Origin of the sequence: Shimia thalassica (assembly GCF_001458215.1) — a bacterium.
Lineage (GTDB): Bacteria > Pseudomonadota > Alphaproteobacteria > Rhodobacterales > Rhodobacteraceae > Shimia > Shimia thalassica.
This window is the reverse complement of sequence record NZ_CYTW01000004.1, coordinates 20,592-34,653: the sequence shown is the minus strand read 5'-3', so window position 1 is coordinate 34,653 and position 14,062 is coordinate 20,592. Positions and strand designations below refer to the sequence as shown.

13 protein-coding genes are annotated in these 14,062 nt (G+C 55.9%); 4 read left to right on the top strand and 9 right to left on the bottom strand.

What is annotated here, in order from left to right; genetic code table 11:
- Positions 1-2: 2 nt before the first annotated feature.
- A complete protein-coding gene (locus PH7735_RS15380) occupies positions 3-1,505 on the top strand; it encodes a class I adenylate-forming enzyme family protein (protein ID WP_058312307.1) in 1,503 nt (500 codons plus the stop codon).
- A gap of 151 nt (positions 1,506-1,656) precedes the next feature.
- Positions 1,657-2,901 carry a serine hydrolase domain-containing protein gene (locus PH7735_RS15375; RefSeq protein ID WP_233488331.1) on the top strand — a complete coding sequence of 415 codons (1,245 nt, stop codon included), beginning with the start codon at positions 1,657-1,659 and terminating at the stop codon, positions 2,899-2,901.
- A gap of 27 nt (positions 2,902-2,928) precedes the next feature.
- Here PH7735_RS15375 and PH7735_RS15370 read toward each other — a convergent pair whose 3' ends face one another.
- The 3 genes from PH7735_RS15370 to PH7735_RS15360 are packed head-to-tail and all read right to left on the bottom strand — an operon-like array spanning position 2,929 to position 4,947.
- Positions 2,929-3,726, bottom strand: coding sequence for an iron chelate uptake ABC transporter family permease subunit (locus PH7735_RS15370; protein ID WP_058312306.1), 798 nt, complete (start codon positions 3,724-3,726; stop codon positions 2,929-2,931).
- On the bottom strand, positions 3,719-4,474 hold the full coding sequence (locus PH7735_RS15365) for a metal ABC transporter ATP-binding protein (RefSeq protein WP_058312305.1): 756 nt from the start codon (positions 4,472-4,474) through the stop codon (positions 3,719-3,721). Before PH7735_RS15365 ends, PH7735_RS15370 begins: the two co-directional genes overlap by 8 nt.
- Positions 4,471-4,947: a transcriptional repressor gene (locus PH7735_RS15360; protein WP_058312304.1), complete on the bottom strand. Its 477-nt coding sequence runs from the start codon at positions 4,945-4,947 to the stop codon at positions 4,471-4,473. The genes PH7735_RS15365 and PH7735_RS15360 overlap by 4 nt, the downstream gene beginning before the upstream one ends.
- A gap of 92 nt (positions 4,948-5,039) precedes the next feature.
- Here PH7735_RS15360 and PH7735_RS15355 point away from each other — a divergent pair, with 92 nt between their 5' ends.
- Positions 5,040-6,116 carry a zinc ABC transporter substrate-binding protein gene (locus tag PH7735_RS15355; RefSeq protein ID WP_058312303.1) on the top strand — a complete coding sequence of 359 codons (1,077 nt, stop codon included), beginning with the start codon at positions 5,040-5,042 and terminating at the stop codon, positions 6,114-6,116.
- Here the strand turns inward: PH7735_RS15355 and PH7735_RS15350 are convergent.
- From PH7735_RS15350 to PH7735_RS15325, 6 genes are all read right to left on the bottom strand, one after another.
- Positions 6,106-6,588 carry a DUF2165 domain-containing protein gene (locus PH7735_RS15350; protein WP_058312302.1) on the bottom strand — a complete coding sequence of 161 codons (483 nt, stop codon included), beginning with the start codon at positions 6,586-6,588 and terminating at the stop codon, positions 6,106-6,108. The genes PH7735_RS15355 and PH7735_RS15350 overlap by 11 nt on opposite strands.
- Positions 6,589-6,664: 76 nt before the next feature.
- Positions 6,665-8,326: an ABC transporter substrate-binding protein gene (locus tag PH7735_RS15345; protein WP_058312301.1), complete on the bottom strand. Its 1,662-nt coding sequence runs from the start codon at positions 8,324-8,326 to the stop codon at positions 6,665-6,667.
- Positions 8,327-8,412: 86 nt separating this feature from the next.
- Positions 8,413-9,303 (bottom strand): TauD/TfdA dioxygenase family protein, encoded by an 891-nt coding sequence (locus tag PH7735_RS15340; protein WP_058312300.1) that lies wholly within the window; start codon positions 9,301-9,303, stop codon positions 8,413-8,415.
- 13 nt (positions 9,304-9,316) lie between these two features.
- Complete coding sequence (locus PH7735_RS15335) at positions 9,317-10,726, bottom strand: FAD-binding oxidoreductase (RefSeq protein WP_058312299.1); 1,410 nt, start codon at positions 10,724-10,726, stop codon at positions 9,317-9,319.
- 3 nt (positions 10,727-10,729) lie between these two features.
- Positions 10,730-11,941 (bottom strand): amidohydrolase family protein, encoded by a 1,212-nt coding sequence (locus tag PH7735_RS15330; RefSeq protein WP_145865349.1) that lies wholly within the window; start codon positions 11,939-11,941, stop codon positions 10,730-10,732.
- On the bottom strand, positions 11,938-12,735 hold the full coding sequence (locus PH7735_RS15325; RefSeq protein WP_058312298.1) for a creatininase family protein: 798 nt from the start codon (positions 12,733-12,735) through the stop codon (positions 11,938-11,940). Before PH7735_RS15325 ends, PH7735_RS15330 begins: the two co-directional genes overlap by 4 nt.
- 270 nt (positions 12,736-13,005) lie before the next feature.
- Between PH7735_RS15325 and PH7735_RS15320 the strand changes: the two genes are divergently transcribed.
- Positions 13,006-14,058, top strand: coding sequence for a glycosyltransferase family 2 protein (locus tag PH7735_RS15320; protein ID WP_058312584.1), 1,053 nt, complete (start codon positions 13,006-13,008; stop codon positions 14,056-14,058).
- Positions 14,059-14,062: the final 4 nt, after the last annotated feature.

The window sequence follows — 14,062 nt, the reverse complement described above, 5'->3', positions numbered from 1 at the left end:
GTATGGACCGGATACATGACTTTGTGAGCCACGCGGCAGCGCGTAAACCCGACGGCTTGGGGGTGATCAGCCAAGACGACAGCCAGACAACGTGGAAGGACCTTCAAGCGGCTTCCGAGGATGCGCGGAACCGGCTTCAGGAAATTGGAGTGAAGTCTGGTGACCGTGTTGTCTTGTGCTTTGAGAACTCCATCGAAGTGCTCGCTTTTATGCTGGGAACAAGTCAGCTTGGCGCGGCCTCTGTTGTGGTGAATGCACGTCTGACCGGTCCTGAACTAGAACGTATTGTCGCCCACTCGGACCCGAGCGCGATCATGTTCTCAATCGGGTCTTCCCCAGCCGCATCTGATCACGCCAAGGCACATGGTGCCCTTAATGTGTCTGGCGCATTCGGAGAGGTGGCATTGTGCCCCCGCGAAAACAGCCAGCCAGAGCCGGATTTCGAAGACGTGGCGGTGTTGCTCTATACCTCGGGGACAACCGGCCATCCGAAAGCCGCGATGCTGACCCATGACAATCTGATCAACGCTGCCAAGGCTTCGGCAGATGTGCGTGGCATGCAGGAAGGGGATGTGACCTATCTGGCCTTGCCCCTGTCGCACATCTTTGGATTGGTCACGATTTTGGCGATCTGCTTTGCGCAGGGCACCGCCAGATTGGAAACCCGTTTCGATGTAAAACGTCTTTATGCGGCGTTGCAAGATGACGTGACGCTTCTGCCCGCTGTGCCCCAAATGCACGCGCACCTGTTTCATTATGCGAGAGCAAACGACATGCCGCGTTATTCACGCGGGTTGCTGCGTTATGTGTCATCGGGTGGGGCGCCGCTTGATCCGGCGTGGAAACGGGAGGCGGAAACCTTCTATGGATTGCCTCTGCAAAATGGGTACGGGCTCACGGAATGCGCTGCAGGGGTGTGCGCCACCCGAAATGATCTGGGTGATCCTGACATCAGTGTGGGGCGCGCAATGCTGGGCAGTGAATTGTCCCTTGATATGACGGCGGTTGGTGCGCATCCCGAAGAGGGGATCGGGGAAATTCTGATCGGCGGCCCGCAGGTCATGAAAGGCTATTTCCGCGATGCTGTGCAGACCGCTGACGTGCTGACCTCCGAAGGCTGGTTCCGGTCGGGCGATTTGGGGCGTTTTGACGAAGAGGGGCGGCTTCACATCGCGGGTCGTACCAAGGAACTGATTATCAGGTCGGGTTTCAACGTTTATCCGGTAGAGGTCGAAGCGATCCTGACCGAGCACCCCGACGTGATCGTCGCTGGCGTGGTCGGTCGCAAAATGGAGGGCAACGAAGAGGTTCTGGCCTTCGTGAAAACTGCGCCCGAGAGCGGCCTGACCGAGGCCGTGCTCAAGGATTTTGTGCATGGTCAGCTGGCACCTTACAAGCGGCCCGAACGGATTATTGTTGCGCATGACCTGCCCGCTGCGCCAACCGGCAAGATACTCAAAGCCAAGTTGATCGAGACGTTTGCTGCCGAATTGGACAGATCTTAAAGCTAAATTGCCGCTTCTGACCTGCCTGCTTCAAATCGCGCAAAGTGAAACTACGTATTTTCGCGGTCTTGCCCGATCTGTATGACGAACGGCAAAGTAGACAGAAGGGAAAGCCCTGCCGACGTGCAGGGTTCAGGAGGCAGGGCTTATTATGATGAATACGGTTGATCCGGCTACACAAGGGTTTGACGCGGGTCGACTGGATTGGATTCGAAGCTGGATGGACCGCTATGTCGCGGAAAGAAAGTTCGCCGGATCCAGCATGTTGGTGGCCCGTGGCGGAGACGAAGTGTTTTTCCATGCCACCGGTGAGCGGTCTCTTGAAGAAAACCTGCCTTTCCAGCGGGACACTGTCGCGCGGATCTATTCGATGACCAAACCTGTCACCAGCGTGGCATTGATGATGTTGGCAGAAAAAGGGCTGTGCCATCTGGATGCGCCCGTCAGTAATTTCATCCCGGCGTTTTCCGAAATGCGGGCACTTGTCCCCGGTGCAACCGACATTGACCAGACCGAAGCAGCAGCGGTCCCGACACTGCACCAACTTCTGACACACACCTCGGGGTTAAGTTATCCGTTCAACCCCGGTGTTCTTCCCAAAGCGATGGACGCGCAGGACTTGATCTTTCGCGCCAATCAAGGACCGCTCGCCCCCCTTGTTGAACAGCTTGCTGCGTTGCCTCTGGCATTTCAGCCCGGTTCGCGCTGGGAATACTCTGTTGGCATTGACGTTGTGGGGCACGTGGTCGAGATTTTGTCGGGCAAACCTTTGGACCAGTTTTTCGCAGAAGAAATCCTTGGCCCCTTGGGTATGAATGACACCGCGTTTTCCGTGCCAGAGGGCAGCAAAGACAGGTTTGCGTCTTTGTATACTCCTCTGGAAGGGGACGCGATGGCGTTGAACTCTGCTAGCACTGGCAGGGAAACCCTGCGCATGGTCGATTGTGCAGACGGGTCGCCTTTTCTTGCGGCGGACACCTATTCCGGCGGTGGTGGATTGGTGGGAACCATCGACGACTATATGCGCTTTGCGGAAATGCTGCGCCAAGGCGGTGCTTTGGACGGGCAGCGGTTGCTTTCGTCCAACACCGTGGAGTTTATGCTGTCCAATCATTTACCCGGCGACATTGCGTCGATGGGGCCGCAAAGCTTTGCAGAACAGCCGATGGATGGCATGGGCTTTGGCCTTGGCGGGGCCGTGGTTCTTGATGCAGCGCGCGCCAGAACACCCGGTTCGGTGGGTGACTTTAGCTGGGGCGGGATGGCATCGACCTTCTTTTGGGTTGATCGGGCCAAGGATCTAAGTGTCGTGTTCTTTACGCAACTGTCCCCTTCAAGCTCTTATCCCGCGCGGGCAGAGTTGAAAGCGTTGATCCACGCCGCAATGACCGCGTGAACGCCAGAGTTTCACCTCGGATATACGCTAGGCGGTTGCGCGCAGCACGCGTGCGACCAGATTTGTCGAGGTGAAAATCACTGCCGACACACAGACAATGGTCGGCCCGCTGGGTGTGTCAAAGAGAAAGGACAGGCGCAGGCCTGCCAAAGACGACACCGCACCGATCACCGCTGCAGCCACCGCCATTGATTCGGGCGTGCGCGCCAATGGCCGGGCACTGGCTGCGGGAATGATCAACAAGGCCACAATCAGCAAAGCCCCGACAACTTTGATTGCAACGGCCACAACAATGGCCAGCCCAAGTGTCAAAACAAGCTGTTCGCGTTTTGGGTCAATACCGCTGGCATAGGCCAGATCGGGGTTCAAAGTCGCAGTCAAAAGTGGGGACCACCGCCAGATCGTCAGTGCGAGGATCAACGCCACACCCACCCAGATCACAGCCAGATCAGTGCGCGATACAGCCAGAATATCACCAAAGAGATAGGCATCGAGATCTAGCCTGATCCCTTGCAGGAAGGAAACGGCAACAAGGCCAAACGCCAATGCGGAATGCGCCAAAACGCCCAAGAGCGTATCCATGGCGTATCCCCGGCCGGACAGTGTGCTCACGGTGAGGGCCATAGCCAGAGCCACGGCAAGAGCGCCTGCAAAAACCGAAGTAGACAACGCCAAGGACAAGGCAACACCCAGAATCGCGGCATGCGCGGTGGCATCTCCGAAATAGGCCATGCGACGCCACACGACAAAACACCCCAATGGTGCGGCGGCAACCGCAACACCCAGTCCGGCAAGCATGGCTCTGATTAGAAAGTCATCAAGCATGGTTGCAGGCTCCGTGCTCGTGAGATTCTTCTGCGTGGCTGTGATGGTGGTGATCGTGGTCGTGTCTATAGAGCGCGAGGGCCCCTTGGGTGCCGGTACCAAACAACGCACGATACTCTGGCGCCGAGGCCACGGTCTCGGGCGCGCCATGACAGCAAACATGTCCATTGAGGCAAATCACACGGTCAGAGGCGCTCATCACGACGTGGAGTTCATGGCTGACCATCAGGATCGCGCTGCCCAGATCCTGACGGACCTGTTCGATCTGACGATAGAGCGCTGCAGATCCGGGTTGATCCAAACCTGTTGTCGGCTCATCCAGAACCAACAAATCCGGTTTCTTGAGCAATGCGCGGGCCAGAAGCACGCGTTGAAACTGACCACCCGAAAGGTCGGTCATCTGGCGGTCCTGCAACCCGTTTGCGCCTGCATGATGCAAGGCGTCGTCCATGGCCTGTGTGCTGTGACGATGGGGCAGGCACAGAAAACGGCGCACGGTCAAAGGCAGCGTGGCGTCGATCGAAAGGCTTTGCGGTACATATCCGATCCGGACCCCTTTGGACCGTTTGACCGTCCCCCGGCTGGGTTTGAGGGCACCGATCAAGGTGCGCAGCAACGTGGTCTTGCCTGACCCGTTTGGGCCGACAATCGTGACAATTTCACCTTTGTTGATTGCAAGGTCTACGTGGCTCAACGCTTGATGCCCGCCAAGGCGCACATCGACGTTCTGCATTTCGATCAGGCTCATGCCTTTGCCTCGTTCAGACACCCGGGGCAGAGGCCCACGGCTTCGATCACCGTTGATTCAATCTGGAACCCAAGAGCGCTGGCTGCTGTGAGCAAATCATCAGAGGGCATCTTTGTTTCGGCCACGGTTTCACAGGCGCGACAAATCAGGAAAAACGGAGAGTGTGACCGACCCGGATGCATACAGGCAAGATAGGCATTCAGCTTTTCGATCTTGTGGACAAACCCGTGTTTGGTGAGAAAATCGAGGGCGCGATAGACCACGGGCGGCTGTGACCCAAGCCCTTCGGCGGACAAGAGCGCAAGAATGTCGTAAGCCCCCATCGCCTTGTGGTGCTCCAGAAGGATTTCGAGCACGCGGCGTCTTGCTGGCGTGAGCTGGACTTTGTTTTCGCTGCAATAAGACTCCACCGTGTCCATCGCGCTTGAAACACAGGCAGTGTGGTCGTGTTTGGCAAAGCCTATATCATGCATTCTTGCACCTTCCGGAATTTCATGGGTTGATATATTATAACATATCGGGATATGCCAGCGCCTTGTTAAAGGTCATAACAAGGAATCTTTCGATGAGACAGGCTATTTGGGGTTTGGTTTTCGGGGCGGCGACGGCTGGTGTTGCTGCTGAAGCGCCCAAAGTTGTTGTAGATATTGCGCCGCTGCATTCGCTGGTCGCTCAGGTCATGCAAGGTGTTGGTACGCCTGATTTGTTGATTCGCCCTGAGGTGTCACCGCACCACTACAAGATGCGCCCGAGCGAGGCGAAGGCCCTTCAGGACGCGGATGTTGTGTTTTGGATCGGTCACGAGCTGACACCAAAGCTGGAGGATACGATTCCCACGGTCGCCCCCAATGCGGTAGCGGTCGAGATGATGGATGCTCCCGGTCTGATCGCATTGGGGTTCCGGGACACAGCGGTGTTCAAGCTTGATGAGGACGATCACGAAGACCACCACGATGATAAAGAGCATGATGCTGATGACCATGCAGATCATGACGACCATGACGAACACGCTGCGCATGACGATCATGCGGACGAGCACGATGACCACAAAGACGAACATGGCGACCACGAAGAGGGTCACGATGATCACGGTGATGAGCACGATGATCATGCGCATGATCATGACGGCACAGACCCGCATGTTTGGCTGGACCCGCAAAACAGCGTGGCCATGATCGCGGCAATTGCCGACACTTTGGCGACAGCCGACCCTGAAAATGCAAGCGCTTATGCGGCGAATGCGAAACAGGCTCAGGCGGATCTCGAGGCCATGATCGATGAAATCGGTGCGGTGCTGGCCCCGGTTGCAGATGCGCCATTTGTAGTGTTCCACGACGCGTATCATTATTTCGAAGACCGCTACGGCCTGTCTGCTGCAGGTGCCATTTTGGTGCGAGACGGATCATCCCCGAGCGCGTCCCGTCTGTCAGAGGTGCGTGATGCCATGAAAGAGCGCGGAGTCGTCTGTGTATTCTCGGAACCTCAGTTCAATCCGAAACTCGTGAAAACCGTTGCTGACGGCATTGACACCAAGTCGATTGAACTGGACCCGATTGGCGTTCAGCAAACCCTTGGCGCGACCCTCTATCCAGAGATGTTGCGTGCTTTGGCCAGCGATATTGCAAGCTGTCTCAAAGACTAAGAAAGATCATATTGCCCAGACCCCACAACGTCATCTGAAAGTGGGTGTTCTGGGCACCTTCGTGGCAAAACCAGTAAGAAAAATGGTTGCCTACGATTGTGAACATTGCCCAGATCGTCGTGAACATAAGCGCCCCGAAAAGAGCAACAGATCGCGCAGTGCTGACGGTGGCACTTCCGAAAATCGACATGAACAGCAGGATAACGCCGGCCCACAAAACGAGTGTGGCGAGGACTTCGAAAACGACAACGGTGCCAAAAGCCAGCTTCTGAAGCTTCCTGCTGTGTACCGCGCGGTGTGAGACACGTGCAAATTCGTCAGGGTATTCGGCAGCCATGCGTTCCATCGTGAAAACCTGTGCCGTGTAGGTCTCATTGACCGATGGATGCAGGATATTGTCGCGCACGCCTGTGGTAAGCCACGCGGCCAGCAACGCCAATGAGATTGCCTGTGCGAGCAATGTCATGTCCATGTTGTCACCTTGGTAACTGTGGAGATCATAAAAAACGGGCCGCTCAAGAGCGGCCCGTTTCTATTAGGTTCGTATATTAGGTCCAGTGCAGGCTGGCTGGGCGAATCTCGAACGAGATATGGTGATCGCCACCTTCCAGACCTTCTCTGGTGTGGTTGTACAGCGAACGCCAGTAAGGCTGGATCGTGACAGCATCGTCCTGCAGGATCTTTTCGCCTTTCGCCATCAGCGCACGGCGCTGTTCAACGTCGGCAGTGGCAAGAGCCTGCTCGAGAATTGCGTCAAATTCCGGGTTGGCATAGCCGAATTCGTTCCAGGCTTCGCCAGAACGATAGGCCAGCGCCCAAATCTGAACGCCCAGAGGACGGTGGTTCCAGTTTGTCGACGAGAACGGATACTTGACCCAGTCGTTCCAGAAGGTCGAGCCTGGCAGGATGGTCCGCTTGACGTTGAAACCTGCGTCGCGCAGCTGGGCTGCAACGGCATCGGTGGTGTTCTTGCGCCATGCATCGTCGATCGAGTGGATTTCCATCTCGAAGTCGGCCATGCCTGCTTCTTTCAGAAGCGCCATAGCGCCTGCAGGATCGTAGGTTGGTGCGCCGATGTCGGCAAATTCCGGGTGTGCCGGACCAACGTGGTGGTTTTGAGCTGTAACACCGCGGTTGTCATAACCCAGTTCAAGCAAAACGTTGTTGTCGACAGCCATCGAGATCGCCTTGCGGACGCGAACGTCTGCATAAGGCATCTTGCCATCAACTTCGGCCAGCTGGTTTGGACGGATAACGATGGTCGCCATGGTGACAACTTCGTTTTCATTCCAGCCATCAAGGCTTGAAATCAGGTCAATGAATTCACCCTCTACCGAGTAGGTCATGTCGACTTCGTCAGCTTCGGTTGCGGCGACCCATGCAGCAGGGTCGGTGCCATAGTCGATGAATTCAATACGATCGAGCCATGCGCCGTTGCCTTCGTTCCACCATGTGTGGTCCGCATTGCGCACCAGAGCAGCCTTGACGCCAACTTCCAGACCATCTGGAAGATACGGGCCTGTGCCGATGGGGTTGGCAAGCATATCGGTGGCATTGTGCGAACCGTGCACAATCGCGGCAGGATAGTCAGCCATGCCGGGAATCAGCGAGATGTCCGATTTTGGCAGGTTCAGGCGCACAGTGTGACCATCAACGACTTCAATCGCACCGGCGATTGCTTTGTTGGTGTCAGGGTCGATCAGGGTCGCAAAGCGCCCGGCCATCGAGTTGCCTTCGAGTTCTTTGTCACACCAGCCTTCGATGTTGCGCGCCACGTCTTCAGCAGTGAAGTCGTCACCGTTGTTCCACTTAACGCCCTTGCGAACGTTCAGGGTGTAGGTTTTCGCATCTTCCGAGATGTCCCAGCTTTCGATCAGCGACGGCTTGAACGTACCATCGTTTTCGTAAGTCACCAGATATTCCAGCCAGCCACGCGAGAAGTTGGCAATTTGTGACCAGTCATAGGTGCGCGGGTCCTTGAGGGCGCGCACTTCTTGCTGGATACGCACGGTGCCACCCATCTTGGCGTTGCCGGCGGCTTGAGCGGGTGTTGCCATGCCAAGCATTGAATAGGCTGTCGCAGCGGTTGCACCAAAAGCGCTGGCCAGTGCCAGGAACTCACGGCGGTTTACCGCGTCGTCGCCAACTTTGCTCGCTTGATCAACAATCGCTTGCGGCATCGGTTGTCCGTTACGCTTGTAAAATTTCATTGTCTTCCTCTCTGTTGGGTTGGGGTCTGGCCCCGATTTTTGCAGTGTATCTGCATATTTTTGGCGGGTGTGTTTCGCCGGTGTTCTTAGTGGTCTTCAACAAGCCTCATCTCATGTAGCCCGTCTTCGGGGCCGATCGAGACACAGATGCTCGAAAGCTTTCGGGGTTCGTCATAGGGCCAAGGTGTGCCTCGGTGAAGGACGGCGCGTTGATCCCAAATCAAAACATCGCCTGCTTGCCAGTCGTGGCTGTAGACATAGTCCTTCTGAGTGCAAAACCCGATTAACTCTTCTAAAAGTTTCTCACTTTCCAACTCGTTATATCCATCCACAGCATAGGCATGTGATGCAAGATATAGCGACTCTTTTTTGTTGATTGGATTGCGTAAAACAGCGCGCCAGTGTTGGGCAGGCCATTTGTGGAACATAGGCAGTTTTGCCAGCGTTTCGGATATTTTGGCGCGGGACACCGCGTAGTGATGCCAGATTCCCCGATCGCGTATTTTGGCCTTTAGCATTTCCGGCATGTCTGCCCACGCTGCGCGGGTCGAGGCCAACTGGGTTGCACCACCGGTCGAGGGGATAACCCGTCCGATGAGAATGTTGGTCAGAGCCGGAACCGGCATGAAGGTGCTGTCCGAATGCCATAGCATATTGGATTTTAGGTGCAGAGTGTGCTGGTCCATCTGGTCTGTAACCGACCCGTCTTGTCGAATATTCGACACTTCGGGCACTGAGAAGGGTTCATCCGCGGGCCTTTCGTCTGCATTTCGATCTTCGATTGCACCAAAAAGTTGAGCGATGGCCATATGGCGGGCGTCGTCAATCTGCTGATTCCTGAACAATAAGGCCGAATGTTCCTCGAAAAGAGATCGCAATTCGGGGAACAAATGGTCCTGCGAAATGTTTGCCAACTGGAGGTCGTGCACCTCGACGCCAAACGTTTGGGTCAAGGGAGAGGTTTTCAATCCGGTCATGGTTGGGTCTCCTTTACGACGGGATCAAGGCTTCGATGTCTTCCGGGCTCAAATGCTTCACATTCGGCCATTCCCGCGATTTGGGAGCATTCAACAAACCTTTGGGGTCCATCCGCTTTTTCCATGCCAGATGGCGGTAATCGGCGTTTTTGAGTCCGCCGCCTTCGACCATACAGATGTGGGCATCATACACCGGGAAGCCGTTTTCCGTGTAGGTTGCTTCAATTTTTCGAAGGCGCTCGGTTGTCGTGTACCAGACAATCGGAAGGTCAAAGGTAACGATTTCGCCGTCCAGCAAGGCAAATTCGTGGTGTTGCCACACATCATCGCCGAGCTTGGGGCGCAGGGCCTTGATGGCTTTGGCGTCTGGCGGGGTGGGGCATCCGACCTGCAAATATGTGGCAGACCTGTCAGCCTTCAAAACCTGAAGTGTTGTGTGGTTATACGCGAATTCGAACACATGGGGCAGGCCCATCTCTTTGCGTTCGTCTTCTGACATCGTCAAATCAATGCTGCCTCCCTGTTCTTTTATAAGGGCACGGTAGGCGTCGATATCTTCAGCAGGTACCAAGGATGTCATCAGGTGCTTTTCGGGACGGATGTGGTCGGCCAGTCGCGGAAAATAGGCGCAGATGCGCGCGTCTACTGTTGAAACCAGCTTGCGCCCGATGTTGTCTGACAGCGCCAGCGCATACCCCGCCTGATAGGCTTGAGCATAGGTGTCAAACGTGGCCATACACCCGATCCAGTTGCGATGTGGCACAGTGCGCAATGTGACCTCGGTAATGACGCCATTCAGCCCCCACGCATGGTGGATGTGATTGACGGCCTCGCCCTCGAACAGATTCTCTGTTGGCGTGTCGGACACGGACATCGCCTTCAGGGAGAGGATGTTGCCCGCGTCCCGCAACATGCCGTTCGCAACGGACCCGATTCCCGAAGACCCGCCTGCGATGAAGCCGCCGATTGTTGCGATGTCTTGCGTGGACGGGAAAATGGCCAGCTCCCAGCCCTGAAGGTGAAGCGCTTTGTTGATCTCTTCGATATTGGCACCAGCCTGTGCCGTTACATACCCTTCGCCGATCTCGAGGATGCGGTTCATCCGGGTTGTTTCGATGATCAGCCCGCCTTCCATGGGGACGGCCTGACCATAGTTCCCAGTCCCGCCGCCACGTATCGTGATTGGCGCATCATGTTCAAAAGCCACACGCAAACACTGTGCCAGGTCCTCTGTTGTTTTTGGGACGGCAACAAGGTCTCCAAAGCTGCGGCGCAGCTGTGCGTTCAGTATGGGAGAGTACCAAAAGAAATCCCGCGACCGTTTTTTAACGAGAACCGGCTCGGATATGGTTTCGACGGGGGCGAGATCCTTGGCGAAGGCTTCCCAGTCAAGGCTGGTCTTGCCAGAAATGGAATCGGACATGGTTTACACCTCGAAATATGTATTGGCAGGGCGCCGTGATGCGCCGCTGATCAGTGTGGAAAAGTCAGTTGCGTCGCACAGAAGGACGTCATCCAGAGGGGCGCCATTTAGGCTAGGCGCATCGGCCCCCAATGCTAGACAGGCATTGGTTGTGATCGTTTTGAGCCATGTGTCGAAAGGGGAATCCAAATGCGCGCCGAGGATCGCCATCTCCAATGCATACATCGGATCATGTCGCCCGACGGGGCAGAACGCATCCCGTACATTGTCTGTGCCAACGACCACGGGAACACCCGCTTGGTCCAGTTCTTTGGCCAAAGTAATGCCGCGCATGGTGGGCGTGCCGCCGTTGCGCCCCTGAAGATACAGGTTGGTGGTGGGCAACATGGCAACACAGATGCCGGCCTTGGACAGCTTCTCGATGATCCGGTTTCTTGTGGCGGTCGGGTGAACAGCAAGGCTAACGGCGTGACCGCACAGGATTGGCCCCGAGAAACCGGTTTCCAACGCTATATTGGCAATCAGTTCCAATCCGTTCAGATCGGGTGAGAGACCTTCGTCAACGTGGAAATCAAGAGGCAGCCCTCGGTCTGTGGCGCAGTCAAAGATATTGCGAAGACCTGCCTCAAGGCCGTCTTGCCCAAACACAAAGGCACCCAATGCGTGCCCGTCCGGTATTGATGCAACGACCTGTTTTGCAAAAGACCTGTCCGACATTTGTGCCACGCCAACGAGGGCCGAAAGCTGAAGCGTTGTCTGCGATGTTTCCTCGGCCAATGCGCACATCAACGACCAGCTGCGCGGGGGCGGCGCGGTATCTCCCCAATCAACATGGCTGCGCACCATACCTGTTCCGGCAGTGACAAATTCGGAAAGCCCGCGTTTCGCGCGGCTCAGGATATCCTGATCGGTCCAGTTCGCCTTGTCTTGGCGTTGCGCCAGAATGGCCTGTTCAAGGTTTCCTCCGACAACGGCCATACGTTCAACAGTGTGGCATTTATCAAGGTGACAATGGGCTTCGACAAGCCGTGGCATCAGGATACGCCCGTCCAGATGTTTGTCCGAAGGGCGCATGCCCACAATGCGATTGTCGACAACGACGACATCACCGCGCAGAAAGCCTCCACCCTCCTCGCCAGAAAAAGACGTTTGGGGTTTTACAAAAATAGTTGGCACGCGGAGGTCGGGCAGGGTGCGTTGACTGGCGTGTTTCATGCTGTGGGCTCAAAAGTTGAAAACTCGGCAAGGAACGCAGCAAAATTTCTTGCCGCAGATGACAGCATGGCCTCGCCTTTGTCTCGGGTCGCCGCCGACGCGTTGCCGCAGACGCCCGAGCCTTGCAGGTCCGCGATCACCCAACCAGGACGCGCTGCCTGACCGTTCAAACCCGTCCAGCGCAGGTTTTCCTGCCACAGCCGGCTTTTCGGCTGACTGTTCGGGGCCTTGCTCATATCCACATGGTCAGGACGTACCGCCAGCATGGCCGAGGTTTCGATATCTCCACCATGCAAATCGTGCGCGGCGTCCGCCGGATCAACCAGCCCTTCGGTTTCGCTAAATCCGAACCAGGACGCATGTGCAGTGATAAGCCCATGCGCAACCCGCATCTCGCGCACAGCAATTTCAAGAAGGGCAGTATTGCCGCCGTGACCGTTCAGCATGATCAGACGCTTCACACCCGCACGCGCGACACTTGCACCGATGTCGTCCAACATCGCCAAAAGGGTCCGCACCGAAAGGCTCAGCGTGCCGGCATGTGCCATATGCTCGTTGCTTTTGGTCACTGTCAGCGTGGGCAAGATCAGCGCATGCGTGTCCTCGGACCAATGGGATCGGCTTTGCGCAAGAACAGCGTTGGTCAGGGTGGTGTCCACCGAAAGAGGCAGGTGCGGCCCGTGCTGTTCCGTTGCCCCCAACGGCAGAATGGCAATGGTGTCTTCTGGCAGATTGGCAAAGTCATCGGTCGAGAGATCGGCCCAATACCCTTGCCATTTAGATGTTTGGCGCATGTAAATCTCCGGTTCGCGGAGAACAGGATGCGCAGCGGGCAAGCAACACAAAACCCACGCGATCCCATACCCCGATAAGGTTGGATGCATGGCCCTCGATTTGATCTGTGCCAGAGATATTCAAATGATAAGGGGGAAGGCGGCTCTTTTCAAGGTGGCGGTGTAGCGTGGGGGACTCACCTGAATTGCGGAATGAATCCGCCAACTGCAAATCAGCGCAAAGCATGTTAAACGAAGCAAAACGGCAAAACAAAATTGTCAGGGCAGCGTTTGAGAGTTCTCTCGGTTACATCGGTTCGCAATGAAGGTCCGTATCTTTTGGAATGGATTGCACATCACCGCGCAGCGGGTGTGACCGATTTCCTTGTGTATTCGAACGACTGTGATGACGGGACCGATCTGATTCTGGATAGGTTGCAGAGCGCTGGCGTTTTGACCCACGTCCCACATCAAAAGCAGCCCAAGAAGTCAATCCAGTGGCAAGCGCTCAAGTCCGCATGGAAACATCCATTGCGCAAAAAGGCAGATTGGGTGCTTGTGTCTGACGTTGATGAGTATCTCAATATTCATACCAAAGGGCACACCATTTCCGACCTGTTGGGCGCGGTGCCGGATCAGGCGGACGGGGTGATCCTGCCTTGGCGTCTGTTCGGGCACAACGATGTGTTAGACATTGAGGATCGACCTGTCACCGAGCAGTTCACACGCGCGATCCCGCCAGATACGGCTTATCCGGTGTCTGCCGGGTTCTTCAAAACGCTGTTTCGGACCAAAGGCCCGTTCAATCAGCTTGGGGTGCATCGCCCGCAACAAAAAACAGGCCCCCATGCAACATCGCCGACATTTGTCGACGGGTCTGGCAAGCCTCTTCCGGCGTCTTTTGCGGACAACACCAAACGCCTGTCTCTCTTCATGATCTCGAACGGGCGCTCAATGGTTGAGTTGAACCACTATGCCATTCGTTCGGCGGCTGCTTTTTTGGTCAAAAGCGCACGAGGTTTGCCCAATCGGGCCCACAAGAAGGTGGATCTGGCGTATTGGGTCGAACGAAACTTCAATACGGTGGAAGATCATTCGATCAAAAAGATGTCCGGAGCAACAGAGGTGGCCCTAGAAGACCTGAGGCAAATTGACGGGATTGCCGAACTGCATTCAAAAGCCGTGGCGTGGCACCAGAACCGCTTTCGGGAATTGGTCCGTGAAGAAGACTATCATCAACTGCTGACCCAAATACTTACGGCGTCTGGCTCTGCGGTTCTGCCGCAAGGTTTGCAGCGCCAGCTGGTTCGGTGGTATCAAGTTGTTAATACGAGCAAATCATAACAAG

Excerpts from the sequence above, each read along its gene's own strand:
- PH7735_RS15380 (WP_058312307.1), top strand. The coding sequence starts at position 3 with ATGGACCGGATACATGACTTTGTGAGCCACGCGGCAGCGCGTAAACCC.
- PH7735_RS15375 (WP_233488331.1), top strand. The coding sequence starts at position 1,657 with ATGATGAATACGGTTGATCCGGCTACACAAGGGTTTGACGCGGGTCGA.
- PH7735_RS15370 (WP_058312306.1), bottom strand. The coding sequence starts at position 3,726 with ATGCTTGATGACTTTCTAATCAGAGCCATGCTTGCCGGACTGGGTGTT.
- PH7735_RS15365 (WP_058312305.1), bottom strand. The coding sequence starts at position 4,474 with ATGAGCCTGATCGAAATGCAGAACGTCGATGTGCGCCTTGGCGGGCAT.
- PH7735_RS15360 (WP_058312304.1), bottom strand. The coding sequence starts at position 4,947 with ATGCATGATATAGGCTTTGCCAAACACGACCACACTGCCTGTGTTTCA.
- PH7735_RS15355 (WP_058312303.1), top strand. The coding sequence starts at position 5,040 with ATGAGACAGGCTATTTGGGGTTTGGTTTTCGGGGCGGCGACGGCTGGT.
- PH7735_RS15350 (WP_058312302.1), bottom strand. The coding sequence starts at position 6,588 with ATGGACATGACATTGCTCGCACAGGCAATCTCATTGGCGTTGCTGGCC.
- PH7735_RS15345 (WP_058312301.1), bottom strand. The coding sequence starts at position 8,326 with ATGAAATTTTACAAGCGTAACGGACAACCGATGCCGCAAGCGATTGTT.
- PH7735_RS15340 (WP_058312300.1), bottom strand. The coding sequence starts at position 9,303 with ATGACCGGATTGAAAACCTCTCCCTTGACCCAAACGTTTGGCGTCGAG.
- PH7735_RS15335 (WP_058312299.1), bottom strand. The coding sequence starts at position 10,726 with ATGTCCGATTCCATTTCTGGCAAGACCAGCCTTGACTGGGAAGCCTTC.
- PH7735_RS15330 (WP_145865349.1), bottom strand. The coding sequence starts at position 11,941 with ATGAAACACGCCAGTCAACGCACCCTGCCCGACCTCCGCGTGCCAACT.
- PH7735_RS15325 (WP_058312298.1), bottom strand. The coding sequence starts at position 12,735 with ATGCGCCAAACATCTAAATGGCAAGGGTATTGGGCCGATCTCTCGACC.